24 protein-coding genes are annotated in these 21,859 nt (G+C 72.8%); 15 read left to right on the top strand and 9 right to left on the bottom strand.

The window, feature by feature from the left end; all coding sequences use genetic code 11:
* Positions 1 to 26: 26 nt before the first annotated feature.
* Complete coding sequence (locus ACIQBJ_RS02975; RefSeq protein ID WP_400702428.1) at positions 27 to 1,139, bottom strand: hypothetical protein; 1,113 nt, start codon at positions 1,137 to 1,139, stop codon at positions 27 to 29.
* Between the two features lie 311 nt (positions 1,140 to 1,450).
* On the opposite strand from ACIQBJ_RS02975, the gene ACIQBJ_RS02970 reads away from it, so the two are divergent.
* Both ACIQBJ_RS02970 and glmS read left to right on the top strand, forming a co-directional pair.
* Positions 1,451 to 1,726, top strand: a complete 276-nt coding sequence (locus ACIQBJ_RS02970) for a hypothetical protein (RefSeq protein ID WP_400702426.1) — start codon at positions 1,451 to 1,453, stop codon at positions 1,724 to 1,726.
* A gap of 70 nt (positions 1,727 to 1,796) precedes the next feature.
* Positions 1,797 to 3,638, top strand: coding sequence for a glutamine--fructose-6-phosphate transaminase (isomerizing) (gene glmS, locus ACIQBJ_RS02965; RefSeq protein WP_400702423.1), 1,842 nt, complete (start codon positions 1,797 to 1,799; stop codon positions 3,636 to 3,638).
* A 96-nt stretch (positions 3,639 to 3,734) separates the two neighbouring features.
* On the opposite strand, the gene ACIQBJ_RS02960 is transcribed toward glmS, so the two are convergent.
* A complete protein-coding gene (locus ACIQBJ_RS02960) occupies positions 3,735 to 3,995 on the bottom strand; it encodes a GlsB/YeaQ/YmgE family stress response membrane protein (protein WP_400702420.1) in 261 nt (86 codons plus the stop codon).
* Between the two features lie 147 nt (positions 3,996 to 4,142).
* Positions 4,143 to 5,246: a calcium:proton antiporter gene (locus tag ACIQBJ_RS02955; RefSeq protein WP_400702417.1), complete on the bottom strand. Its 1,104-nt coding sequence runs from the start codon at positions 5,244 to 5,246 to the stop codon at positions 4,143 to 4,145.
* 106 nt (positions 5,247 to 5,352) lie between these two features.
* On the opposite strand from ACIQBJ_RS02955, the gene ACIQBJ_RS02950 reads away from it, so the two are divergent.
* Positions 5,353 to 6,198, top strand: a complete 846-nt coding sequence (locus ACIQBJ_RS02950; RefSeq protein WP_400702414.1) for a polysaccharide deacetylase family protein — start codon at positions 5,353 to 5,355, stop codon at positions 6,196 to 6,198.
* A 161-nt stretch (positions 6,199 to 6,359) separates the two neighbouring features.
* Here ACIQBJ_RS02950 and ACIQBJ_RS02945 read toward each other — a convergent pair whose 3' ends face one another.
* Positions 6,360 to 7,664 carry an MFS transporter gene (locus ACIQBJ_RS02945; protein WP_400702409.1) on the bottom strand — a complete coding sequence of 435 codons (1,305 nt, stop codon included), beginning with the start codon at positions 7,662 to 7,664 and terminating at the stop codon, positions 6,360 to 6,362.
* An 81-nt stretch (positions 7,665 to 7,745) separates the two neighbouring features.
* On the opposite strand from ACIQBJ_RS02945, the gene ACIQBJ_RS02940 reads away from it, so the two are divergent.
* On the top strand, positions 7,746 to 8,672 hold the full coding sequence (locus tag ACIQBJ_RS02940; RefSeq protein ID WP_400702406.1) for a winged helix-turn-helix transcriptional regulator: 927 nt from the start codon (positions 7,746 to 7,748) through the stop codon (positions 8,670 to 8,672).
* On the opposite strand, the gene ACIQBJ_RS02935 is transcribed toward ACIQBJ_RS02940, so the two are convergent.
* Both ACIQBJ_RS02935 and ACIQBJ_RS02930 read right to left on the bottom strand, forming a co-directional pair.
* Positions 8,646 to 9,266, bottom strand: coding sequence for a DUF6629 family protein (locus tag ACIQBJ_RS02935; protein ID WP_400702403.1), 621 nt, complete (start codon positions 9,264 to 9,266; stop codon positions 8,646 to 8,648). The genes ACIQBJ_RS02940 and ACIQBJ_RS02935 overlap by 27 nt on opposite strands.
* Before the next feature lie 109 nt (positions 9,267 to 9,375).
* A complete protein-coding gene (locus ACIQBJ_RS02930; RefSeq protein WP_400702400.1) occupies positions 9,376 to 9,780 on the bottom strand; it encodes a VOC family protein in 405 nt (134 codons plus the stop codon).
* Between the two features lie 238 nt (positions 9,781 to 10,018).
* Here ACIQBJ_RS02930 and ACIQBJ_RS02925 point away from each other — a divergent pair, with 238 nt between their 5' ends.
* Both ACIQBJ_RS02925 and ACIQBJ_RS02920 read left to right on the top strand, forming a co-directional pair.
* Positions 10,019 to 10,426: a MarR family winged helix-turn-helix transcriptional regulator gene (locus ACIQBJ_RS02925; RefSeq protein ID WP_400702397.1), complete on the top strand. Its 408-nt coding sequence runs from the start codon at positions 10,019 to 10,021 to the stop codon at positions 10,424 to 10,426.
* Positions 10,427 to 10,461: 35 nt separating this feature from the next.
* On the top strand, positions 10,462 to 10,881 hold the full coding sequence (locus ACIQBJ_RS02920) for a VOC family protein (RefSeq protein ID WP_400702394.1): 420 nt from the start codon (positions 10,462 to 10,464) through the stop codon (positions 10,879 to 10,881).
* A 20-nt stretch (positions 10,882 to 10,901) separates the two neighbouring features.
* On the opposite strand, the gene soxR is transcribed toward ACIQBJ_RS02920, so the two are convergent.
* Complete coding sequence (gene soxR, locus ACIQBJ_RS02915) at positions 10,902 to 11,366, bottom strand: redox-sensitive transcriptional activator SoxR (protein WP_400702391.1); 465 nt, start codon at positions 11,364 to 11,366, stop codon at positions 10,902 to 10,904.
* A gap of 103 nt (positions 11,367 to 11,469) precedes the next feature.
* On the opposite strand from soxR, the gene fdxA reads away from it, so the two are divergent.
* The gene (fdxA, locus tag ACIQBJ_RS02910) at positions 11,470 to 11,793 is read left to right on the top strand and encodes a ferredoxin (RefSeq protein ID WP_400702388.1); all 324 of its coding nucleotides are present in this window, start codon (positions 11,470 to 11,472) and stop codon (positions 11,791 to 11,793) included.
* Positions 11,794 to 11,844: 51 nt separating this feature from the next.
* Here the strand turns inward: fdxA and ACIQBJ_RS02905 are convergent, their stop codons facing one another.
* A complete protein-coding gene (locus ACIQBJ_RS02905) occupies positions 11,845 to 12,930 on the bottom strand; it encodes a UDP-N-acetylmuramate dehydrogenase (protein ID WP_400702385.1) in 1,086 nt (361 codons plus the stop codon).
* A gap of 31 nt (positions 12,931 to 12,961) precedes the next feature.
* Complete coding sequence (locus tag ACIQBJ_RS02900) at positions 12,962 to 14,293, bottom strand: hypothetical protein (RefSeq protein ID WP_400702382.1); 1,332 nt, start codon at positions 14,291 to 14,293, stop codon at positions 12,962 to 12,964.
* A 320-nt stretch (positions 14,294 to 14,613) separates the two neighbouring features.
* On the opposite strand from ACIQBJ_RS02900, the gene ACIQBJ_RS02895 reads away from it, so the two are divergent.
* From ACIQBJ_RS02895 to ACIQBJ_RS02860, 8 genes are all read left to right on the top strand, one after another.
* Positions 14,614 to 14,814, top strand: a complete 201-nt coding sequence (locus ACIQBJ_RS02895; RefSeq protein ID WP_400702379.1) for a hypothetical protein — start codon at positions 14,614 to 14,616, stop codon at positions 14,812 to 14,814.
* 54 nt (positions 14,815 to 14,868) lie between these two features.
* Positions 14,869 to 15,846, top strand: a complete 978-nt coding sequence (locus tag ACIQBJ_RS02890; RefSeq protein WP_400702376.1) for an NAD-dependent epimerase/dehydratase family protein — start codon at positions 14,869 to 14,871, stop codon at positions 15,844 to 15,846.
* 56 nt (positions 15,847 to 15,902) lie between these two features.
* Positions 15,903 to 16,880 carry a thymidylate synthase gene (locus tag ACIQBJ_RS02885; RefSeq protein ID WP_400702373.1) on the top strand — a complete coding sequence of 326 codons (978 nt, stop codon included), beginning with the start codon at positions 15,903 to 15,905 and terminating at the stop codon, positions 16,878 to 16,880.
* Between the two features lie 5 nt (positions 16,881 to 16,885).
* On the top strand, positions 16,886 to 18,604 hold the full coding sequence (locus tag ACIQBJ_RS02880) for a carbamoyltransferase (protein ID WP_400702370.1): 1,719 nt from the start codon (positions 16,886 to 16,888) through the stop codon (positions 18,602 to 18,604).
* Positions 18,601 to 19,656, top strand: a complete 1,056-nt coding sequence (locus ACIQBJ_RS02875; protein WP_400702367.1) for a hypothetical protein — start codon at positions 18,601 to 18,603, stop codon at positions 19,654 to 19,656. The genes ACIQBJ_RS02880 and ACIQBJ_RS02875 overlap by 4 nt, the downstream gene beginning before the upstream one ends.
* Positions 19,657 to 19,734: 78 nt before the next feature.
* Positions 19,735 to 20,244: a topology modulation protein gene (locus ACIQBJ_RS02870; protein WP_400702364.1), complete on the top strand. Its 510-nt coding sequence runs from the start codon at positions 19,735 to 19,737 to the stop codon at positions 20,242 to 20,244.
* A 37-nt stretch (positions 20,245 to 20,281) separates the two neighbouring features.
* Positions 20,282 to 21,082 carry a class I SAM-dependent methyltransferase gene (locus tag ACIQBJ_RS02865; protein ID WP_400702361.1) on the top strand — a complete coding sequence of 267 codons (801 nt, stop codon included), beginning with the start codon at positions 20,282 to 20,284 and terminating at the stop codon, positions 21,080 to 21,082.
* Complete coding sequence (locus ACIQBJ_RS02860) at positions 21,079 to 21,858, top strand: aminoglycoside phosphotransferase family protein (RefSeq protein WP_400702358.1); 780 nt, start codon at positions 21,079 to 21,081, stop codon at positions 21,856 to 21,858. Before ACIQBJ_RS02865 ends, ACIQBJ_RS02860 begins: the two co-directional genes overlap by 4 nt.
* Position 21,859: the final 1 nt, after the last annotated feature.

The raw sequence follows: 21,859 nt of genomic DNA, 5'->3' as shown, positions 1-21,859 counted from the left end.
GCGAGACGGGCGGGCCCGACGGCGGGTCAGTCCAGGGTGTTGGACAGGCCGCCGGCGGAGCGGCAGTAGCCCTGGATCTCCTTGTTGGTGATCTTGTTGCAGAGGCGTCCGGCCGCGCCCGCGTCGGTGTAGTTGACGGTGTAGTAGGAGACCAGGCCCTGCGCGCACGCCTTGCGCTGCCAGCCGTCCTTCGCGGTGGCGCACTGCTGGGCGGCCCAGTCCTCGCGGTCCAGGTTGTACTTCATGGTGCGCGAGCCGACGCCCCGGGAGCAGTCGTTGCCGCCGCCACTGGCCTGCGCGTTCAGGCACCACTTGAGGGCGTCGGCGAACGCCTCGGGGTGGTTGGCGTAGTCGTGCGAGGAGAGGTAGTAGGTCGGTGCGTAGAAGAAGCACGCCGACTGGTAGAGCGCGGGCTGCTCGGGGCACGGGTACAGCGGTTCGGCGGCGATCTTGTCGGCGGGGAGGTTGGCCTTGGCCTTCTCGTCCTCCTCGTCCGGGGCGAACAGCTGCATGAACACGCCCTCGGAGCAGGTGATCCGGCGGCTCTGGCTGGGGAACTTGTCGCACAGCGCGCGGGCGGCCGGGATGTCCTGCTTGGTGACGAACATGATGCCGTGGCCGACGCCGTGGATGCACGGGCCGGTGTTGCTCGGCGCGCACAGCGTCAGGATGTCGTGCTGCGGGTCCTTGGAGTTGGCGAGCATCTCCTCGACCGCGCCGTGCAGGTAGCCGGCCGCGCAGGTCTCGTGCGGGAACGAGATGACCTTCTGGAAGTCCTGGTGGTAGCGCTGCACCGCGGCGTGCCCGAGCTCGTGCGCGATCGGGTGGCAGAACCGCACGGTGTACGGCTTGTCCTTGGAGATCTTGTCGAGGTCGGCCAGCGCGACGCCCGGGTCGGTCGCGTCCATCTCGGCCATCAGCTTGTTCCGCAGCGAGCTGCGGGTCCACACGGCGGGGTCGCCGGTGGGGGAGGGGGAGCCGGCCGCGCTCGCGGGCGCGGCCCCCGGGCGGGCGGTCCCGGCCGCGGGCGCGCCCGCGGCGCCGACGGCCTTGGGCGTCCAGTCGGTCACCAGGACCGACCCGAGGCCGAGGACGGCCAGCAGGACGGCGGTGACAACGGCGAACACACGCGGTTGCATGACGGACGGTCCCCCTGTGATCGACACGGACGGTGTGCGGCCCATCCTGCGGTGTGACCGCCGGAAACCCGGTCAGGGACACCGCGAAGGGCCTGGATGCCCGGGAATCGTCACCCGAACACCGTGCGCACACCGTCTTCCAACGACGGCCCCACATCATAGGTGCGCGACCGGAGCGGCCGTGCGGCCGCCGTCCTCTAGTACGCACGGGTGGTTCCCGCGGTTGCGCGGCCGGGTCGCCGCGCCCTTCCCTGCCCGATATCGGGCAGGATCTTTGGCAAATGAACGCTTCCCGCCTAGGCTCCCCGGACGTGCCTGCCTCACCCCACCCTCATGACGACCTGCTCGCCCACCTCGCCCGGACCACGCCGCTGGCCCCCGGGGAGGCGGCCCGGGTCGTGGCGGAGGTGCTGGCGTACTTCTCCGAGACCACCGAGGAGTACGTCCGCCGCCGCCACGGTGAGCTGCAGGCCCGGGGCCTGACCAACGACCGGATCTTCGCCCGCCTCGGCGAGGAGCTGACGGTCCGCCGGGTCGCCGCCCCGCAGCTGTCGGCCCGTCAGCTGCGGCGGATCGTCTACGGCTGACGGCCCCGGCTCCCATCCACCCACCCATCCACCCACCCACCCACCTCCGACCCACCCAGGAGTCCACGTCATGTGCGGAATCGTGGCCTACATCGGCCCCAAGGACGCGTCCCCCTTCCTGCTGGAGGGACTGCAGCGGCTGGAGTACCGGGGGTACGACTCGGCGGGCCTCGCCGTCGTCGCGCCGGCCACCCGGACCGCCCCGGCCCGGCTGAAGGTCTGCAAGGTCAAGGGCCGGGTCGCCGACCTGGCCGCCGCCGTGCCCGCCCGCTTCAAGGGCGGCACCGGCATCGGCCACACCCGCTGGGCCACCCACGGCGTCCCCTCCGACGCCAACGCCCACCCGCACACCGACAACGAGGACCGGATCGCCGTCGTCCACAACGGCATCGTCGAGAACGCCGACGAACTGCGCGCCAAGCTGACCGCCGACGGCGCGGTCTTCCGCTCCGAGACCGACACCGAGGTCCTCGCCCACCTGATCGCCGCGCACCGCACCGACGACGGCGAGTTGGAGGACGCGGTGCGCGCCGCGCTCAAGCTGGTCGTCGGCACCTACGGCATCGCCGTCCTGGACGCCGAGCAGCCCGACCGGATCGTGGTCGCCCGCAACGGCAGCCCGATCGTCCTCGGCATCGGCGAGAAGGAGATGTTCGCCGCCTCCGACGTCTCCGCGCTGGTCCGCTACACCCGGCAGGTCGTCCACCTGGAGGACGGCGAGCTCGCCACCGTCCGCGCCGACGGCTTCCGCACCTTCACCGAGGACGCCCGCACCGTCACCCGGCAGCCCTCCACCGTCGACTGGGAGATCGGCTCCTACGACACCGGCGGCTACGCCCACTACCTGCTCAAGGAGATCCACGAGCAGCCCGGCGCCGTCGAGCGCACCCTCTCCGGCCGCCTCGACGAGCGCTTCGCCACCGCCCACCTCGGCGGCCTCAACCTGGACGCCCGCGAACTGCGCGAGATCCGCCGGGTGAAGATCCTCGGCTGCGGCTCCGCCTACTACGCGGGCGAGATGGGCGCCCAGCTGATCGAGGAGCTGGCCCGCATCCCCGCGCACTCCGAGCCCGCCTCCGAGTTCCGCTACCGCAACCCCGTCATCGAGGCCGACACCCTGTACGTCGCGGTCAGCCAGTCCGGCGAGACCTACGACACGCTGGCCGCCGTCCAGGAGGTCAAGCGCAAGGGCGGCCGGGTCCTCGGCGTGGTCAACACCGTCGGCTCGGCGATCGCCCGCGAGTGCGACGGCGGCATCTACCTGCACGCCGGGCCGGAGATCTCGGTCGCCTCCACCAAGGCGTTCACCTCCACCGTGGTCGCCTTCGCGCTGCTCGCCCTGCACTTCGGCCGCATCCACGACCTGTCGCCCGCCGACGGCCGGCGGATCGTCTCCGCGCTCAAGGCCCTGCCCGACCAGATCCGGGAGATCCTGGAGCAGGACGCCGAGATCGCCCGGCTCGCCGCCGCGTACGCCGACAGCCAGGGCATGATGTTCATCGGCCGGGTCCGGGGCTACCCCGTCGCCCGCGAGGGCGCGCAGAAGCTCAAGGAGATCTCCTACGTCCACGCCGAGGCGTACCCCGCCAGCGAGTTGAAGCACGGCCCGCTCGCCCTGATCTCGCCCGAGCTCCCCACCGTCGCGATGGTCCCCGACGACGAACTGCTCGACAAGAACCTCACCGCGCTCGGCGAGATCAAGGCCCGCGAGGGCCGGGTCCTGGCCGTCGCCCACCGCCCGGTCGGGCCCCGCCTCGCCGACCACTGCCTGGTCGTCCCGAAGAGCGAGCCCGAACTCGACCCGCTGCTGCTCAACATCCCGCTCCAACTGTTCGCCTACCACGCCGCGGTGGCCCTCGGCCGGGACGTCGACAAGCCGCGCAACCTGGCCAAGAGCGTCACCGTCGAGTAGCGGCCGACGCCGACGCGGACGGCGGCGCCGACGGCCCGGGGCCCGCACCGGAAGGAGGTGCGGGCCCCGGGCCGTCGCGGTTCGGGTGACGCGGCGTCAGGCGCCGCGGCGGGACCAGAACGGGGTGACCAGCATGATCAGCAGGGCGGCGGCGCCGATCTGGAAGGCGTGCCGGATCCAGTCGACACCGGAGGTGTCGGCCACGCCGAAGGCGCCGGCCAGCGCGTTGCCGATCAGGCCGCCGACGATGCCGAGGACGACGGTGAGCCAGAGCGGAATGGGCTGGCGGCCCGGAATGACCAGCTTCGCCAGCAGGCCGATGACCAGACCGGCAATGATCGCCCACAGGATGGACATGGAGCCTCCTCGTCTCGTGCGACGCGGCCCGTCTCCCCGGCCGCACCCACCGCATGTCCCGTGCCGCGCCGTCCATGCCTGCGCCCGTCGGCGAATTCGCCGACGGGCGCTCGGACGGGCGGTCAGGGGTTCACCGGCTCCAGGGGTTCACGGGCTCACGGCCAGGACCAGGTAGGCCCCCAGGATGGCGAGGTGGACGCCGCCCTGCAGCGGGGTGGCGCGCTTCGGGATGACGGTGAGGGTGCCGACCGCCACCGTCAGCGCCAGCAGGATCATGTGGTTGGCGCCCAGGCCGAGTTCGAGCGGCCCGTCCAGCCAGCTGGAGGCGATCGCCACCGCCGGGATGGTCAGGCCGATCGAGGCCAGCGCCGACCCCAGCGCCAGGTTCAGGCTGATCTGCACCCGGTTGCGGACCGCCGCCCGGACCGCCGCGATCGACTCCGGCAGCAGCACCAGCAGCGCGATCACCACGCCCACCACCGCGTTCGGCAGGCCCGCGGAGGCGACCCCGCGCTCGATCGTCGGCGACACGCCCTTGGCCAGGCCGACCACCGCCACCAGGGCCAGCGAGAGCAGCCCCACGCTGGTCAGCGTCTCCTTCATGCTCGGGATCTCCGAGTGCTCCTCCATCGGGTCGACCACCTCGCCCGCCGGGGTGACCGGCAGGAAGTAGTCCCGGTGACGGACCGTCAGGGTCGAGACGAACAGGCCGTAGACGACGATCGAGGCCGTCGCGGCGAACACCAGCTGGGTGGTGGAGAACTGCGGGCCCGGCTTCGAAGTGGTGAAGGTCGGCAGCACCAGACTCAGCGTCGCCAGGGTGGCGATCGCGCCGAACGCCGCGCCGGTGCCCTCCGCGTTGAACACCGCCACCCGGTACTTGAGCGCCCCCACCAGGATCGACAGCCCGAGGATGCCGTTGCAGGTGATCATCACGGCGGCGAACACGGTGTCCCGGGCCAGCCCCGCGCTCTTGTCCCCGCCGTCGGCCATCAGCGTGACGATCAGCGCGACCTCGATGATGGTCACCGCCACCGCCAGCACCAGCGACCCGTACGGCTCGCCCACCCGATGGGCGATCAGCTCCGCGTGGTGCACGGCGGCCAGCACCGACACCGCCAGGAAGCAGGCCACCAGCGTCACCACCGGCCACGGCACGTCGCGGTGCCAGGTCGCGAGGAGCAGCAGGAACGCCAGCACCGGGGCGACGGTCGTCCACTGCAGATAGTGCGGTCGAGGGGAGGAAGCCATACGGCCGAGCTTCGCAGATGGCACCGTTCCGGACCGGAAGTGACACTCGTGGCAAAGGTCACGAAGCCGGTCGAACGTGACGGAAACGACCACGAGGGGCGGAACCATGACGACACGACGGACGGTGCTCGCGGCGGCCCTCGCCCTCGCGGCGGGCTGCGCCGCACCCCGGCGGACGCCTGACGGGCCGTCGGCGGTCCCGTCCGCCGCCCCGCCGTCCGCTCCGCCGTCCGTCCCGCCGTCGACCGTCCCCGTGGCGGCGCCCTCCCGGGAGGAGGTGCTGGCCCGGTACGCCGGACAGGCGCCCCGGCAGTGGGGGACCGACCTGCCGGGCGTGGCCGCGACCGTCCCCGGCGGGGCCCTGGCACTGACCTTCGACGCCTGCGGCGGCCCCGGCGGCAACGGCTACGACGCCGACCTGATCGCCCTGCTGCGGCGCCACCGCGTCCCCGCCGCACTGTTCCTCAACGCCCGCTGGATCGACGCCAACCCCGGCCCCACCGCGGAACTGGCCGCCGACCCGCTGTTCACGATCGGCAACCACGGCACCGCGCACCGCCCGCTCTCGGTGACGGGCCGTCAGGCGTACGGCATCACCGGGACGGCCGACCCGGCCGCCGCGTACGAGGAGGTCGCGGGCAACCGGGCGAAACTCACCGCCCTGCTCGGCCGCCCGCCCGCCTGGTTCCGCTCCGGCACGGCCCACTACGACGAGGTCGCCCTCCACCTGCTGGGCGACCTCGGCGAACGCGCGGCCGGCTTCGCGGTCAACGCCGACGGCGGCGCCACCTTCACCCCCGCCCAGGTCGCCGCCACCCTCACGACCGCCCCACCCGGCTCGATCGTCATCAGCCACTTCAACCACCCGACCTCCGGCACCACCCCCGGCTACGCCCAGGCCCTCCCCCGCCTCCTCGACACCGGCCGCACCTTCACCCCCCTCCCGCCCTGACCCCGCCCCGGCCTGCCTGCCGCCCCCCGTTGGTTCCCGCTGCGCGGGCTGGGCTGCGCCGTTGGTTCCCGCTGCGCGGGCTGGGCTGCGCCTCCCTGCGGGGCCTTCTGTCTCTCGTGTCCGCTGTCCGTTCGGCGCCGCGTGGGCGGGCTCGGGGGTGTTCAGGGGTTGAGGTCCTCCAGGCGGTGGGCGGTGCGGAGGCGGGTGGTGAAGGCGATGGCGACCGGGGCGGTGGTGAGGGCGCAGGTGAGGGCGAGGGCGGTGCGGGGGTCGGTGAGGGAGACGGTGGCACCGGCGGCGAGGGCGCCGATCGGGATCGCGCCCCAGGAGACGAAGCGGACGGTGGCCATCACCCGGGGCAGCAGCTCGGCGGGGACGCTGCGCTGACGGTGCGTCCGGGTCAGGATGCTGAGCACCACGACGGAGCCGCCGAAGCCCGCGCTGCCGAGCGCGAACAGCAGCAGGCCCGCCCCCGGCGCGGCGAAGGCCATCAGCGGTGCGGTCAGCAGCCCGGCCAGGGCGGCGTACCGCAGGGCCCGCGCGCTGCCGAGGCGGGCGTCCAGTCGCGGGGTGAGGGCCGCGCCGAGCAGGCTGCCGACGCCCTCGGCGGCCATCAGCACGCCGACCAGCGCGGCCGGGGCGTGCAGGGTGCGGACCAGGAACAGCGGGGTGACGGCCATCAGCGCGCCGCAGACGAAGTTGACGCAGGTGGCCTCGGCGACGCACGGGCGCAGCACCGGGTGCCCGGTGACGTACCGCCAGCCCTCGCGGATCTGTCCGGCGACGGAGCCGGCCGTGCCCGGCGCGGGGCGGGCGGCGGCCGGGCGGGGCAGGGTGCGCAGCAGCGCGGCGGAGAGCAGGAAGCTGACCGCGTCCACCAGCAACGCGGCTGCCGCGCCCAGTAGTTGGACCAGGACGCCGCCGAGCGAGGGCCCGGCGAGCTGGTTCACCGAGTGGGTGGCGGAGGTGAGGCTGTTGCGGGCGGTCAGCTGCTCGCGGGGGACCACGGTGGGCAGGAAGGTGGCGTTGCCGACGTCGAAGACCACGCTCCCCAGCCCGGCCAGCAGGGCGGCGGCCACCAGGTGCGGCAGGGTCAGGGCGCCGAACGCGGCGGCGAGCGGGACCGAGCCGATCGCGGCGGCCCGCAGCAGGTCCATGGCGATCTGGGTGCCGCGCAGCGGCAGCCGCTGGACCAGCACCCCGGCGGGCAGGCCGATCAGCAGCCAGGCGGCGAAGCCCGCGGCGGTGACCAGGCCGACCTCGATGCCGCCGGCGTGCAGCACCGAGACGGCGGTCAGCGGCAGCGCGACGGTGGTGACGGCGTCGCCGAGGCCGCTGACGGTGGAGGCGGTCCAGTACCGCCAGAACGCGGCGGCCGCGCCGGGGCCGGGCCCGGGTTCGGGGTCCGCGGGTGCGGACGGCGGACGGGTGCGTCCGGTGGTGCTGGTGGTTCCGGTGGTGCTCATGCGTTCCCCCTGGTCACCTGGTGAGTTCCCTTGGGGAACTCACTATAGGGGGTGCGGTCCCCGGAGTGGCACAGTGTTCCCATGCGCTACACCGACGTCGGTGACACCGACTGCTCCATCGCCCAGGCGCTGTCCGTGGTCGGCGACTGGTGGACCCTGCTGCTGGTCCGCGACCTGGCGGGCGGCACCCACCAGTTCGACGCCCTGCACGAGGCGCTCGGCATCAGCCGCAAGGTGCTCACCGCCCGGCTGCGCGCCCTGGTCGAGGACGGCGTGGTCGAGAAGCGCCTCTACCACGCCCACCCGCCGCGCTACGCCTACCACCTGACCGAGAAGGGGTGGGGCCTGCTCCCCGTCCTGGTCGCGCTCCAGGACTGGGGCGGCCGCCACCTGCTCGGTGACGGCAGCCTCACCGCCACCAGCGACCCCGACTCCGCCGAGAGCCGCCGGGTGCACGCCCTGCTCGGCACCCGCATCCCCGAACTCGCCCTGCCCGCCGCCTCGGAGAGCGCCCGGCCGGTGCCCGTCGACCCGGTCGCGGACACCCCCTGGACGGTGCTCTACTGCTTCCCCGGCGCCTACGCCCCCGGTACCCAGGGCCACCCGCCCGGCTGGGACGACATCCCCGGCGCCCCCGGCTGCACCCTGGAGTCCTGCACCTACCGCGACCGGCTCGCCGACTTCACCGCCCGCGGCGCCACCGTCCACGGCATCTCCACCCAACGCCCCGACCAGCAGGCCGCGTTCGCCGCCCACCAGGCCCTCCCGTTCGGCCTGCTCTCGGACGCCGCGCTGCAACTGACCGGGGCGCTGCGCCTGCCCACCTTCCGGGCCGGCGGCGCGGACCGGCTCAAGCGCCTCACCCTGCTGGTCGACTCCCGGCGCACCGTGCGCGGCGTGCTCCACCCCGTCCCCGACCCGGGCGGCTCGGTCCAGGACGCACTGGCGCTGATCGACGCGGCGGAGCGGGCGGACGCGGCCCTACTGGCCGGTCCGGCGTCGGGCTGACCGCGCGGCGGGCGGCTTCGCCCAGTCGAGCAGCAGCACCGAGGCGACGGCCGCCAGCGCGCACCAGGTGGAGACGAAGGCCAGCCGCCACAGCAGCGCGCAGCCGACCGCGCCCACCCCGACGACCGCGCCGAGCAGGCGCAGCCGGGCGTCGCCGGAGCAGAGCAGCGAGCCCAGGACCGCCGCCAGGTAGCCGGCCAGCAGCAGGCCGGCCGCCGGGACGCCGACCGCGTACCCCACGGTGTGCCCGTGCGGGTGCGCCGTCACCGGGTGCCGGGCGAGCGCGAGCGCCAGCGGGACGGCCACTGCCGCGCCCAGCGCGGTGAACGCGGCGGCCGAACGCCGCCGGGTCGCGCACCACACCGCCGCCGGGACGTACAGCGGCAGCAGCGGCAGCGCGATCACCGCCCACAGCGTGCGCGCCCACCCCCAGCCCGCCCAGACGCCCGCCTCGACCAACTGGTGCACCCCCAGCAGCAGCGGCAGCGCGGCCAACGGCAGCCGCCGGGACGCCCCGGCCCGCACCGCCGCCGCGATCCCGACCGCCGCGACGGCGCCGCCCGCGACCAGGTCGGCCTCCGCGCTCCAGCACATCCGGCCAGGCTAATGATCCGACGATCCGTCAGGCCGAAGGAAACACCGTCGGTTCGCCCGACCGTACGAAGACCTGCCCGTCGCCTTCGTCCGACGGTCTGCCGGTCCGTCAGTAGGACTGGAACTCCACCAGGGTGCCGTCCGGGTCGCGCAGGTGGGCGGTCCGCAGGCCCGCGCCCCAGTCGGGACGGTCGGCGGGCGGCAGCGCGCAGGTGCCGCCGTGCCGCAACGCGAAGGCGTGTGCGGCATCCACGTCCGCGACCCGGCAGACGAACATTGCGGTGTCGACCGGCGGCGCCCCCGCCGGCGCGGGCGTCCCGCCCAGGGCCCGCGCCATCGCCCCCCGGTCGAACAAGGTCAGGACGGCCTGCTCCTCGACGTCCCAGTGCGCGTACGGCCCGCCCGGCCCGCCCTGCACCCGGCGCGCGCCGAGCAGCTCCGTCAGCACCGCGTCGTAGAAGGCGAAGCAGCCCGCGAAGTCGGCGGCCAACAGGCGGGGGTGGAGCGCGTCCATGGAATCTCCCGATCGAAATCGTGGGTCTGCACCCATCATGGGGTCGCACCCACTATAGGGCGGGACCTAGGATCTGGTCATGGCCCGCCCCCGAACCACCCCCACCACTGCCGCCGCCCCGCCTTCCCCTTCGGCCTCGACCCCCGCCCCGGCTCCGTCTTCCTCTCCGGCCTCCGCCCCGGCTCCCGTCCCCGTCTCCGCCTCCACCTCCGCCGGAGACCCGCCTTCGCTGCTGGAGTTGACGACCTATCTGCTCTCCCGCACCGGCAAGGACGCCCGCTCCCGGCTCGCCGAACGTCTCGCTGCCGACGGGCTGCGGCTGTACCACCACGCGGCGCTGGCCGCGCTCGCCGATCTCGGGCCGCACACCCAGCGCGAACTCGCCGACCGGCTGCGTCTCGACCCCAGCGACCTCGCCAAGGCCGCGGACCTGCTCGCGGCCCGGGGCTGGATCGACCGCACCCGTGACCCCGCCGACCGTCGCCGCCTCACCCTCACCCTGACTCCCGCCGGGCGGACCCGGCTGTCCGCCCTGCAGGACGAGGCCCGCGACGTCCAGGACGCCGTCCTCGCGCCACTCGACCCGGCCGGGCGCGCCGCCCTGCACGCCCTGCTGCTGCGCCTGCACGGCGGGATGGCAGGATGACGGATCGAACGTCAGTTCCTATCTGAGGATGCACCATGCGGCAGCGGCTCAACCTGATCCTCCTCGGCGTGCGCGACGTCGCCGCCTCCGCCGCGTTCTACCAGGCGCTCGGCTGGCAGCGCTCCGCGGCGGGCTCCGAGGAGTTCGCGCTGTTCGAACTGGGCGGCGTCGCCGTCGCGTTCCAGTCCCGGGCGGCCTTCGCCGCCGACGCCGCGCTGCCCGACCGCGGACCCGGCGGCTTCGCCGGCTTCGCCCTCGCCTACGTCGCCCGCAGCGCCGAGGAGGTCTACCGGGTGATGGCGCGGGCCGCCGAACTGGGCGCCACCGTCACCCGCCCGGCCGGTCCGAACGCCTGGGGCCACAGCGGGTACTTCACCGACGCCGACGGCCACCTCTTCGAGGTGCTGTACGAGGACGGCTGGATCTTCGACGAGCACGACGACCTGGTGCTCTGAGCGGCCCCGCCGCGTCCGGCTCAGAGGCGGCGCGGGCCCGCCCCGTCCTCCGCGAGGGCGTCGCCCGGGTTGAGCAGGGCGCACGCCTTCATCGACAGGCAGCCGCAGCCGATGCAGCCGGTGAGTTCGGCCTCCAGCCGCTCGATGGTCTGCCGCCGCTCCTCCAGGCGCCGGGACCAGCCCCGGGAGGCGCGCTGCCACTCCTGGTGGCTCGGCGGCCGGTCGAGCGGCACGTCGGCGAAAGCCTCGCGCAGGTCCTGCAGCGGGATGCCGATCCGCTTCGCCACCGAGACCAGCGCGACCCGGCGCAGCATGTGCCGGGGGTAGCGGCGCCGGTTGCGCCCGTCGCGCTCCGAGGCGATCAGGCCCAGCTCCTCGTAGAACCGCAGCGCCGAGACGGCCGCCCCCGTCCGGGCGCTCACCTCGCCGATGCTCAGCCAGTCGTCCGGGGAGGCGTGCGCCTCGGGGCCGTGCCCGTCCGTCATCGTGCCGCCTCCCCCTCGGTTGACCTCAACCTTACTTGAGCACCTACGTTCGGTCGGGCCGGAACGACCGGCGACCCACCCGAGCGAGAGAGGGGGCGGTCCGGTGACGTACGTCATCGCCTTGCCCTGCGTGGACGTCAAGGACAGGGCCTGCGTCGACGAATGCCCGATCGACTGCATCTACGAAGGACCGCGGATGCTCTACGTCAACACCGAGGAGTGCATCGACTGCGGCGCCTGCGAACCCGCCTGCCCGGTCGAGGCGATCTACTTCGAGGACGACACCCCGGACGAATGGCGCGAATTCACCACCGCCAACCAGGAGTTCTCCGCCACCCTCGGCACCCCGGGCGGCGCCGCCCGCCTCGGCGTCCTCCCGAACGACCACCCCCTGATCGCCGCCCTCCCGCCCCAACCCCCGGCCTGACCCCGGGCGCCCGACCCCGGGCCGGGCCGAACCGCGGTCCCGCGCGCTCCGTCAGGGGGCCGTTGGGGAGAGTGCCTTCTGTTTGAGGCGGAGGTACGCGGGTTCGTCGCCGAAGAGATCGGGCTCGGGGGTCAGCTGGATTCCCGTAACCTCCTGCACGTTCTCGGCGACCGTCCTGGACGCTTCGGCGAACGCGCCGGCGGTGGCGTGGCCCTCGGCGACGAGCGTGAAGTGCTTGGTCGACATCCGGATGCCAGGGGCGATCGGCTGGCCGAGAGCGAACCCGGCGGCCTTGATCAGCCAGCTGGCGCTGACTCTGGTCAGGCCGTCGGGGAAGGCGTTCACGGGCGCCTGTTCGGCCCGGAGCTTCTCGGCCTGCTTCTCGTCGACGACAGGACTGAGGAAGACGCTGCCGACGTTGCGGTTGTCGCTGTCTCCAGGGTCGAGGACCATGCCCTTGCTGCGGCGCACGGTCAGGACGGCGGCAGCCGCGTCGGCAAGGAGGACCGGCGTGCCCTTGGGGACGTCGAGGACCCGGGCGACCATCCCGTACGTGATCGGGGTGCTCAGCTCGGACGGTCGCAGCCGGAACGTCACCGTGAGGAGCGTCCAGCGAGTGGAGTGCTTGAAGATGCTGGTGCGGTGGCCGAGTCGGCAGTCCTCGGCCGAGAGCGTGACTTCGCGGCCGGTGACCCAGTCCCAGGCGGTGACGCGCACGAGGACGTCCGCGACTTCCTGCCCGTAGGCACCGACGTTCTGGACCGGGGTGGCTCCGACGGTGCCGGGGATGCCGATCAGCGTCTCCATCCCGGTCAGGCCGTTGGAGACGGTCTCCTCGACGAGGTCCTGGAGCATGTGGCCGGCCTGGACGGTGACGGTGACCGCCTCGCTGGCGTCACCGCGCTCGAACACCACGCCCTGGGTGGCCATGCGTACGACGGGCACGCCGCACCCGGCGTCGGCTACGAGGATGTTGCTGCCGCCTCCGAGGACCAAGGGCCGGGTGCCCTCCCGACGGGCCAGGCCAACGACGTCGGGGAAGTCGGCTGGGTCGGTCAGCTCAGCGAGGACTACGGCGTTGCCGCCGATGCCGAGTGTGGTGAGCGGAGCCAGCGGGACCTGTGTGCGGACGTACATGCGGTTCCTCGGGTGCGTGCGGAAGTCCAGGCTACGCGGCCAGGACGGCGCCGATCTCGTCCGTGACGGCGCGCGCCAATGGGCTGTCGGAGTGCTCGAACTCGTGGTGCAGGCCGGCCATCCGCTGTCTGGCGCGGCCGGAGTCGAGGTACGAGCGGAGATCGAGGGCCTGGTGGGTGGCCTCGGCTGCACCGTCGAGGTCGTGCCGCCGCAGCCGGGCTTCCGCCAGGGACATCGTGTGCAGCAGCCGGTTCCGGGGCTGCTCTTCACCGAACAGCTGCAGGCCACGCACCAGGTGGCGTTCGGCGACCTCGGGGCGGCCGAGTTCGAGCCATGCGCGGCCGGCATCGGCGGCCAGGACCGCCGGTGTCACCCAGTAGGCCCACGAGGGTGTGCCGCTGTCCGCTGCGGACTCGACCAGGGCGGCTGCCTCGTCGAGGGTCCGGGCGCAGTCGTCCAGTTGGCCCAGCTGGGCATGGGCACGGGCCTGCCTGGTGGCGAGGAGGGCGTGGACCGCGCCGCCGGACGGGCCGCCGACGCCCTGACGGGCGATCTTGATCAAGCGAAGCGCCTCGTCGTCCGCACTGCGCCAGGTGGCCTGGTAGCTGAGGCAGGAGACGATGTTCGCGCCGAGCGCGCGGTTGTTGGCCGTGTGCGCGGCGCGGAGTCCGAAGAGGAGGTACCGCTGGCCGAGGGCGTTGCGACCGAGGTCGCAGGCGAGCCAACCGGCCAGCTGGGCGAGTTCGGCGAGCACGCTGTGGAGGCGTTGCCCTATGGCCGGATCGTAAGTGCCGTTGCGGGCCAAGTGCGCGGCCCAGTTCAGGTCTTGGGTGATCCAGTCCAGCACCAGCGGGCCGCCCTGGGCATCGTCGAGCCGGCGGAGCTGGGCGACGCGGTCGGTGAGGACGTCGACGGCTTGGGGGCTGATCGTCTCGCCACTGGGCCGTCCCGCGACCGGCGCGTCCGGTGTCGTCAGCCAGTCGACGGCCGGGCCGATGAGCCCCTGGCCGGACAAGGTGCGCGACACTCCGAGGCCGGAGCGGAGGGGACCCGCCGTGAACGCTCCGAGTCCCTCCCAGGTACCGCCCTGCGACCACGGCTGCTGCAGCCAGCCGTCGGAACCGGGCGCGGTGGCTTTCGCCGGCCACAGGGCATCGGCGGTGATCGTCTCCCTCAGATGGTGCGAGAGGATCGACGCGACGATCTGCGGAAGCGAGCCGCGCGGCGTGGAGCCCTTGAGCCAGCCGTAGGGCGCTTTAGGACTGATGCTGTTCGGGCGCACGCGGTTGATCTCGCGTGCCAGTTTGTCGGGCGACCAGCCGAGTCGCTTGAGGCAGTCGCCGAGAACAGACCCTTCGTCCACAGGTGACCTCGAAGTCCGGTTCGGCTGAACAGATTTGACGCCAACGTACAACAGCCCTCGGTGCCGACCTCCGCCCTTGGGCGATTCTGACCAATCTGACCGACGTCTGACCTGACTGACCATCGCCAGTCCTTCCCTGCCGGCGTTGCGGTGCGTGATGGTTTCGACGCGCCCCGGCCGCCGAGGCAACGAGCCTCGTCACCGGCCGACCGTTGGGCAGCGTGCCTTGATCTGCGCGCACCTCATGTTGTTCGCACTCGACCGTCGTGGCTCTTCGGGGCCGCGCACGGAACTTCGAGGAGAAGGTGGTGATCCACATCTTGGGCTCAACGCGGGGCCGACGCCGCCGCAGTGGGGCCCGTGACCCGATCGGCTCGGCTCTCACCGGCCTGTGGGCCCTCGGCCACGTCCTGTCCCTCGCCCTGCTCGGGACGGCCGTCCAGCACCAGTTCGCCGCGTCGGTCCCCAGCCGCACCACGGCGCTCGACGGCACCCACCCGCGCACGCCGCACACGTCCTGACCGTCCGGCGCCGTCGATCCAGACACCAACGACAAGGCTCTTGGGGGGACTTCAATGCAGCACAAGGCAACACCCGGACGCGCCCCGTCCCGGGCGGTCGTCACCGGAGCCGCCGGTTTCATCGGCTCGCACCTGGTCGACGCCCTTCTTGGCGCGGGCGCCACCGTCATCGGTGTGGACCGCCGCGACCCTCGCACCGACCGCGGTGCGGCGGCGAACCTGGCGAGAGCCCTCGACCACCCCGGCTTCACCTTCGTCGCCGCCGACTTGAGGACCTGCCCGCTCACGGCACTGTTCCTGCATGCCGATGCGGTCTTCCACCTCGCGGCACTGCCAGGTGTCCGCAGTTCCTGGGGCGAGCGGTTCGCCGAGTACACCGCTTGCAACGTGTTCGCCACCGAGCGCGTGCTGGCCGCCTGCGAGGACGTCCGTGTTCCCCGGCTGGTCTACGCCTCCTCCTCCAGCGTCTACGGGACCACGAGCGGTGGCGCGGCAGGCGAGGAGATCGCGCCGAACCCCGAGTCGCCGTACGCGGTCAGCAAGCTCGCCGGCGAACAGCTCTGCCTGGCCCACGCGGGCAAGGCCACCTCCACCGTCACTGCGGTGGCACTTCGCCTGTTCACGGTCTACGGCCCTCGCCAACGCGATGACATGCTGATCGGCCGCGCACTCACGGCGGCACTCGGCGGACCCGCCCTGAACCTCTACGGCGAGGGCAGCCAGCGCCGGGACTTCACCTACGTCGGCGACGTGGTCCGAGCCGCCATCGCCGCCGCGACCGCCCCGATCGGCACGACGGTCCTCAACATCGGTACCGGCGTCACCACCACCGTGGTGAACGTGCTGGCCGCCGTCGAGGAGCTGACCGGCCGCCCCGTATCGGTCAACCGGCTGCCCGCCCAGGCCGGTGACGTCGAGGCCACCCTCGCCGACAACTCCCGGGCGGTGGACCTCCTGGGCTGGAAGCCCCGCACCGCCCTCACCCAGGGCGTCTCGCGCCAACTCGCCCACCTCAACGCCAACTCCCCGTAGCCCGTGGGCACCTGAACGATCCTGCCCTGTCGTTCCACCGTTCCACCGGAGGAATCGTGTTCGTCACCACCGCGGACAGCGCGAACGCGCTGTTCACCCGCGCCGGCAAGGCCATCCTGAGCCAGGGCCGCAGCGTCGCGCCGCGCGGCATGGCCACCGCCGAGCTCATGGGCTCCTACCTCAAGTTGACCAACCCGGCCGCCCGGATGGTCCACCTCGGCCCGTACCGGGTGCTGAACCCCGCGTTCGCCGCCGCCGAGACCGTGTGGATCCTCTCCGGCTCCAGCGCCGACTGGATCCACGACTTCAACAGCCGCTTGGCCGGCCTCACCGACCACGGCGCCCTCCAGGGTGCCTACGGTCCGCGCCTGCGGCGCTGGCACGGTCAGCTTGACCAACTCGATTACGTGCGCCGCCAGCTGACCCGCGACAGCAAGAGCCGCCGCGCCGTCGTCCAGATCTTCGACCCCGCGCGCGACACCGTCGGCCACAAGGACGTGCCCTGCACCCTCGGATACCGCTTCTACCTGCGCGAGGGCCGGCTGGAGATGCACACCAGCATGCGGAGCCAGGACGTGTGGCTCGGCCTTCCGTACGACCTGATCACCACTACCGTCCTGCACGAGCTGATGGCCGGATGGCTCGGCGCCGAGGTCGGCGACTACCACCACCACGTGGACTCCCTGCACCTGTACGCCCAGCACCAGGACACGGCCTGGAGCCTCGCCGCCGACGCGCCCGCCTCACCCGCGTGGCAGCCGCTCGGCATCCCGTGGGAGGACTTCGACCTGATGGTGAAGCAGGTCACCGTGGGCGAGGCCGTCGGCCACCCGGTCTGGGACGGCTTCGCCGCCGTCCTGGCCAGCTACCGGCTGTGGAAGGCCGGTCGCCGCGACGAGGCCCGAGCCAGGGCCGCCGAGGCGACCGGGCCGCTGCCCGAGACCCTGGCGCTCTGGTACGACCAGCGCGAGCAGAAGATCCCGCTCGCGGCCATGCCCATCCCGGCGATCCCGGCGACCCCGGCGAAGAGGTGACCGTGGTGGCCGCAAACCGCAGCACCGTGTTGGGCCTGTGCTCGTACACCCACGACTCTGCCGCCGCCCTGCTCGTCGACGGCCGACTCGTCGGCTTCGTCGAGGAGGAGCGGCTCAGCGCCGTCAAGCACGACAAGAGCTACCCGGCCAAGGCCGTGGAGTGGCTCCTCGACGAAGCGGGCCTGACCCTCGCCGACATCGGCACCGTCGCGTACAACTTCACCCCGCAGCACTACCTCCGGGCGATCCCCTCCGCCCTCGCTCACGTCCTGCGACCGGCGACGGCCGCCAGGGCCCTGCCCCGGGCCCGCTCGTTCGCCCAGGTCGCCGCCAACACCCGCCGGCGCCTTGCCCGCCTGGCCGACATCTTCCCGAACGCCGAAGTGCAGCCCGTCCTGCACCACCGCGCCCACGGGCTGTACGCGTTCGCCGCCTCCGGCTACGAGGAGGCCGCCGTCCTGGTGGTGGACAGCCTCGGCGAGACCCGGACCACCACCATCGGCCACGCGCGGCAGAGCGCGGCCGGCTGCTCGTACCGGATCGTCCATGCCCTCGACGACCCCGCTTCCCTCGGCTACCTGTACGGCGCCGTCACCGAGCACCTCGGCTGGCGGCGCGGGGACGAGGAGGGCACCGTCATGGCGCTGGCCGCCCTCGGCGACCCGAAGCGGTTCCGCTCGCTGTTCGCCAAGGCCGTCCGGCTCACCACCGACGGCTTCGCCCTCGATCACCGGCTGATCGGCCTGCGGGTCATGGACCCCCGCTACCCGCGGCTGACCGCAGCCTTCACCGCGCTCACCTGCCCGCCCCGCCGCACGGACGAGGAAGTCGCTCCGGTCCACGCCGACCTCGCCGCCGCTCTCCAGGAACGCACCGAGCAGGTGATGCTGCACCTGGCACGGATCGCCCGCGAACGCACGAGTGCCCGGCTGCTGTGCGTGGGCGGCGGGGTGGCAATGAACTGCGTCAGCATCGGGAAGATCATCGCCTCCGGGCTGTTCGACGAGGTCGCCGTACCGCCCGCGCCCGGTGACTCCGGCACCGCGATCGGTGCAGCCGCCGTGGCCCATCTCGACCGGCACGGTGACCTCCCGACCGGGCTGGCGCGGGCCTGCTACCTCGGCCCGTCCTTCCCCGGCCTGGAGCTGCCGGCCGAACCACGACCGGGGATGATCGCCCGGCGCCTGGACGACCCGGCCGGCTTCGCAGCCCGCGAGCTGGCCAAGGGCACGATCATCGGCCTGTTCCAGGGCGAGCTGGAGGCAGGCCCGCGTGCTCTCGGGCACCGTTCGATCCTCGCCTCGCCACTGCGGCCCGGCGTCGCCGACCGGCTCAACGCCACGGTGAAGTTCCGCGAGCCGTTCCGGCCGTTCGCCCCTGTGGTCTTGGCCGACAAGGCGGCGGACTACTTCACCCTCGGCCAAGAGGCCCCGTTCATGTCCATGGCCTCCCCGGTCACCGGCCTGGCCCGCGAGACGATCCCGGCGATCGTCCACGCCAACGGCACCGCCCGGGTGCAGACCCTCGCGCCCAGGGACAACCCGCTCCTGGCCGACATCCTGACCGCCTTCGCCGAACTCACCGGCGTACCGGTCCTGATCAACACCTCCCTGAACGTGAAGGGCAAGCCGATCTGCGGCACCCCGGAGATGGCGCTGGACTGCCTGGCCGAGTCCGGGCTGGATGCACTCCTCGTCGAGGACTGGTGGGTGACCAAGGGATGAGGATCGGCTACAGCTTCTGGGGCTTCCTCGGCTCCGGGATCACCGACACCCCCGACGGCGGCCGGAGCCACCGCCGTACCCTGGTGGACGGCCTGATCGCCGCCGGGCACGAGGTCGTCTTCCTCCAGGCCAACCGCGATCTCGCCGAGGCCGGCACCGACCTCACCGCCACCTACCGATGGGACGGCGGCCTGCCCGAGATCGACGCCCTGTTCCTGGAGTGGCGCTGGCCGATCCCCGGCCGCAACACCACCGCTTGCGGCACCGAGGGGCACACCTGCGACCTGCACCGGCAGCAGGAACTCCTCGACCACTACACCCACCGGCTCGCCGTCCGCACGGTGCTGTGGGACAAGGACCAGCAGTTGCCCGCCGACGCCCCGTTGCGGACTGTTCGGCACCTCCAGGTGTGCGAGCCGGCCCTGTACCCGTCGCCGGGAGCGGCCGGCCTGCTCTTCCCGGTCGCCGACGACGCCCTCGACCGGGCCTACCCGGCCGCCCTCGCGGCCGAGAAGCGCCTGCTGCCACTCGTCTACATCGGCAACCAGTACGACCGCGACACCGCCTTCGAGGAGTTCTTCGCCCCGGCCGCCGCCCAGCTGCCGCACCAGGTGGCCGGGAAGTGGAACAACACCGCCCGCTGGCCGGAGGTGAACTTCACGGGCCGCATCCCCTTCGACGAGGTCACCCCCACCTACCGCTCCGCAGTGAGCACCGTGCTCCTCGCCCCGGACCGGTACGCGAGGACCGGCCAGTTCACCCAGCGGCTCTTCGAGGCCGTCCTCGCCGGCTGCCTGCCGCTGGCCCCGCGCACCATGCGGGCCGCCGAGACGGTCGTCCCGCGCGAGCTGGTCGTCACGAGCGCGGCCGACGTCGTGGCCACCGTCACCGCGCTCGCCCGGATCGCGGGCAGCCAGGCCCACGCCGACCTGATCACCCGCTGCATCGACCGGCTCGACCCGTTCCGCCTCACCCGCCAGCTCCGCACCCTCACCGCCGCGCTGGCCGGCACAGCCATCCCGCCCCTGCTGCTCGAAGGAGACCACGCATGACCACGCTGGAGATCTCGCCCGAGTGGCCCGAACAAGTCGGGGACCGTGCCGTCGCACGGCTCGGTAGCCTGTAGCGGCATGGACAGGATCGCCATCATGGGCTGCGGCGGCAGCGGCAAGACCGTCGTCGGACGCCAGCTCGCCGAACTGATCAACGCCCCTCTGACCCACCTCGACGGCGTCTACTACGACGCCGACTGGAACCCGCTGCCGCAGGAGAAGTTCGCTGCTCTCCAGGAGGATCTCGTCGCCCGACCCCGCTGGGTGATCGACGGGAACTACGCCTCCACCCTCCCGATCCGCCTCAAGCGGGCCGACACCGTCATCTTCCTCGACATTCCCCCGGTCGTCTGCCTGCTCGGCATCCTGCAGCGACGTTGGCGCTACCGCGGTGGCCAGCACACCTCCCAGGGCGTCTTCGACCGCATCACCTGGAGCTTCGTCCGCTACATCCTCGGCTACCGGCGCCAGATGCGGCCCAAGGTCCGCGCGCTGATCGCCGAGCACGCCGGCCACGCCCGCGTGGTCACCCTCACCAGCCGCCGGGCCGCCCGCCGCTTCGTCGCCGCCACCCCTCCACAGACATGACCTGACCCACTTCGCACCGGGAAGGCTCCACCTGTCCATGACCGCCAACCCGTTCCTCGACACCGACCGCGTCCGCCACGACCTGTACGCCGACGCGGGCCGCATCGCCCAACGAACCGGCGTGCTGTCCCGTGCCAAGACCGCCGGTCCCCACCCCGCCACCGTCGTCGCCGACCTCGCCGCCACCGGCCTGCGCGGTACCGTCCTCGACATCGGCTGCGGACGCGGCACGACCACGCTCGCCCTGGCCGAGCGGCTCGCCCCGCCGAGACTCATCGCCTTCGACCAGTCCACCGCCCTCCTCGCCGAGGCCCGGAGCCGGCTCACCGGCCGCCTGGGCGTGGAGTTCCTGCGCGGCGACTTCCACGCCATCGACCTGCCCAACGCCTCCGTGGCCGTCGCGGTGGCCGCGTTCTGTCTCTACCACTCGCCCCGGCCGGCGACGGCGATCGCCGAGATCGCCCGCTGCCTGGCGCCCGGCGGGCTGTCGATCACCGTCACCAAGTCGCCCGACAGCTACCGCGCGCTGGACGAGGTGATCGTCGCCAGCGGCCTCGACCCCGAGGCCACCAGCCGGCCGAGCCTGTACGAGACCTTCCACAGCCACAACCAGGCCGACATCGTCGCCACCTGCCTCGACGTGCAGCAGGTCGTCCACCACGAGCACCGCTTCCGCTTCGCCGACGCCGACCACATCGCGGAGTACGCGGCCACCAACCCGAAGTACCGACTCGGTGGTGACGTCGAGGAGATCGCCCACCGGCTTCGGGAGACCGTCGGCAACGGCCCGCTGGAGACCACCTCCACCGTCACCTACGCCGTGGCCGCCCGCCGATGAAGACCTTCACCAAGACGTACCTGAGCGCCCGGGCCCAGCAGCAATCCCTGGCCCACCACCGGTGGATCGCCCGTGCCAACCCCGACGTGCGCATCCCCCGGATCGTCCAAGTCCGCTCCACCGAGATCGACTTCGAGCACCTCGAAGGACGACACGGCGGTCCCGACGACCTGGTGGCTTTGGCCAACCTCCTCGGGCACCAGCACACCAGCGCCCACACCCGCGAGCTGCACGCAGCCCGCCTCGACACGCCGCACACCCACGACACCATCACCATCACCGGTTTCGCCGACGGCCGCCGCGAACGCCTGCACCAGCTCCTGGCCTCCGGCACCGTGCCGGAGCCGGCCCTGACGCCCGAGGCCGCCGACGACTGGCTGAAGCGGGCCGCGGCCATGCCGGCCGCCTTCTACAAGGACGCCAACCCGCGCAACTTCCTCATCGCCGACGCCGATGTGGCCGTCATCGACTTCGACTCCCTCACCCTCGCACCGTTCGGCTACGACCTCGCCAAGCTCGTCGTCAGCACCGCCATGACCACCGGCCCGCTGTCCGACGACACCGTCCGCCGGGCCGTGGACACCTACAACCACCACCCCCGTCGGCGCGGCCTGCCCGGATGCTCCTGGCGCGAGTTCGCCGCATGGTGCGAGTTCCACCACGTCCTCACCACGCCCTACCTCGGAACCAACGGCTACCGGTTCAGCTGGCACACCACCAGGCCCTCCTGGATCACCGGCATTCTCCGGCACCTCGACAAGGAGTCCGCCCCGTGAC

This window comes from Kitasatospora sp. NPDC088391 (assembly GCF_044753345.1).
In the GTDB taxonomy this organism is placed as follows: Bacteria; Actinomycetota; Actinomycetes; order Streptomycetales; family Streptomycetaceae; genus Kitasatospora.
This window is presented reverse-complemented; position numbering and strand designations above follow the sequence as displayed.

Bases quoted from the DNA above. Each gene is read 5' to 3' on its own strand.
- ACIQBJ_RS02955 (WP_400702417.1), bottom strand. From the start codon at position 5,246: ATGGCTTCCTCCCCTCGACCGCACTATCTGCAGTGGACGACCGTCGCC.
- ACIQBJ_RS02930 (WP_400702400.1), bottom strand. From the start codon at position 9,780: ATGGACGCGCTCCACCCCCGCCTGTTGGCCGCCGACTTCGCGGGCTGC.
- ACIQBJ_RS02950 (WP_400702414.1), top strand. From the start codon at position 5,353: ATGACGACACGACGGACGGTGCTCGCGGCGGCCCTCGCCCTCGCGGCG.
- ACIQBJ_RS02890 (WP_400702376.1), top strand. From the start codon at position 14,869: ATGCAGCACAAGGCAACACCCGGACGCGCCCCGTCCCGGGCGGTCGTC.
- ACIQBJ_RS02875 (WP_400702367.1), top strand. From the start codon at position 18,601: ATGAGGATCGGCTACAGCTTCTGGGGCTTCCTCGGCTCCGGGATCACC.
- ACIQBJ_RS02905 (WP_400702385.1), bottom strand. From the start codon at position 12,930: ATGTACGTCCGCACACAGGTCCCGCTGGCTCCGCTCACCACACTCGGC.
- soxR (WP_400702391.1), bottom strand. From the start codon at position 11,366: ATGACGGACGGGCACGGCCCCGAGGCGCACGCCTCCCCGGACGACTGG.
- ACIQBJ_RS02870 (WP_400702364.1), top strand. From the start codon at position 19,735: ATGGACAGGATCGCCATCATGGGCTGCGGCGGCAGCGGCAAGACCGTC.
- ACIQBJ_RS02975 (WP_400702428.1), bottom strand. From the start codon at position 1,139: ATGCAACCGCGTGTGTTCGCCGTTGTCACCGCCGTCCTGCTGGCCGTC.
- glmS (WP_400702423.1), top strand. From the start codon at position 1,797: ATGTGCGGAATCGTGGCCTACATCGGCCCCAAGGACGCGTCCCCCTTC.
- ACIQBJ_RS02860 (WP_400702358.1), top strand. From the start codon at position 21,079: ATGAAGACCTTCACCAAGACGTACCTGAGCGCCCGGGCCCAGCAGCAA.
- ACIQBJ_RS02920 (WP_400702394.1), top strand. From the start codon at position 10,462: ATGCGGCAGCGGCTCAACCTGATCCTCCTCGGCGTGCGCGACGTCGCC.
- ACIQBJ_RS02940 (WP_400702406.1), top strand. From the start codon at position 7,746: ATGCGCTACACCGACGTCGGTGACACCGACTGCTCCATCGCCCAGGCG.
- ACIQBJ_RS02935 (WP_400702403.1), bottom strand. From the start codon at position 9,266: ATGTGCTGGAGCGCGGAGGCCGACCTGGTCGCGGGCGGCGCCGTCGCG.
- ACIQBJ_RS02865 (WP_400702361.1), top strand. From the start codon at position 20,282: ATGACCGCCAACCCGTTCCTCGACACCGACCGCGTCCGCCACGACCTG.
- ACIQBJ_RS02960 (WP_400702420.1), bottom strand. From the start codon at position 3,995: ATGTCCATCCTGTGGGCGATCATTGCCGGTCTGGTCATCGGCCTGCTG.
- ACIQBJ_RS02945 (WP_400702409.1), bottom strand. From the start codon at position 7,664: ATGAGCACCACCGGAACCACCAGCACCACCGGACGCACCCGTCCGCCG.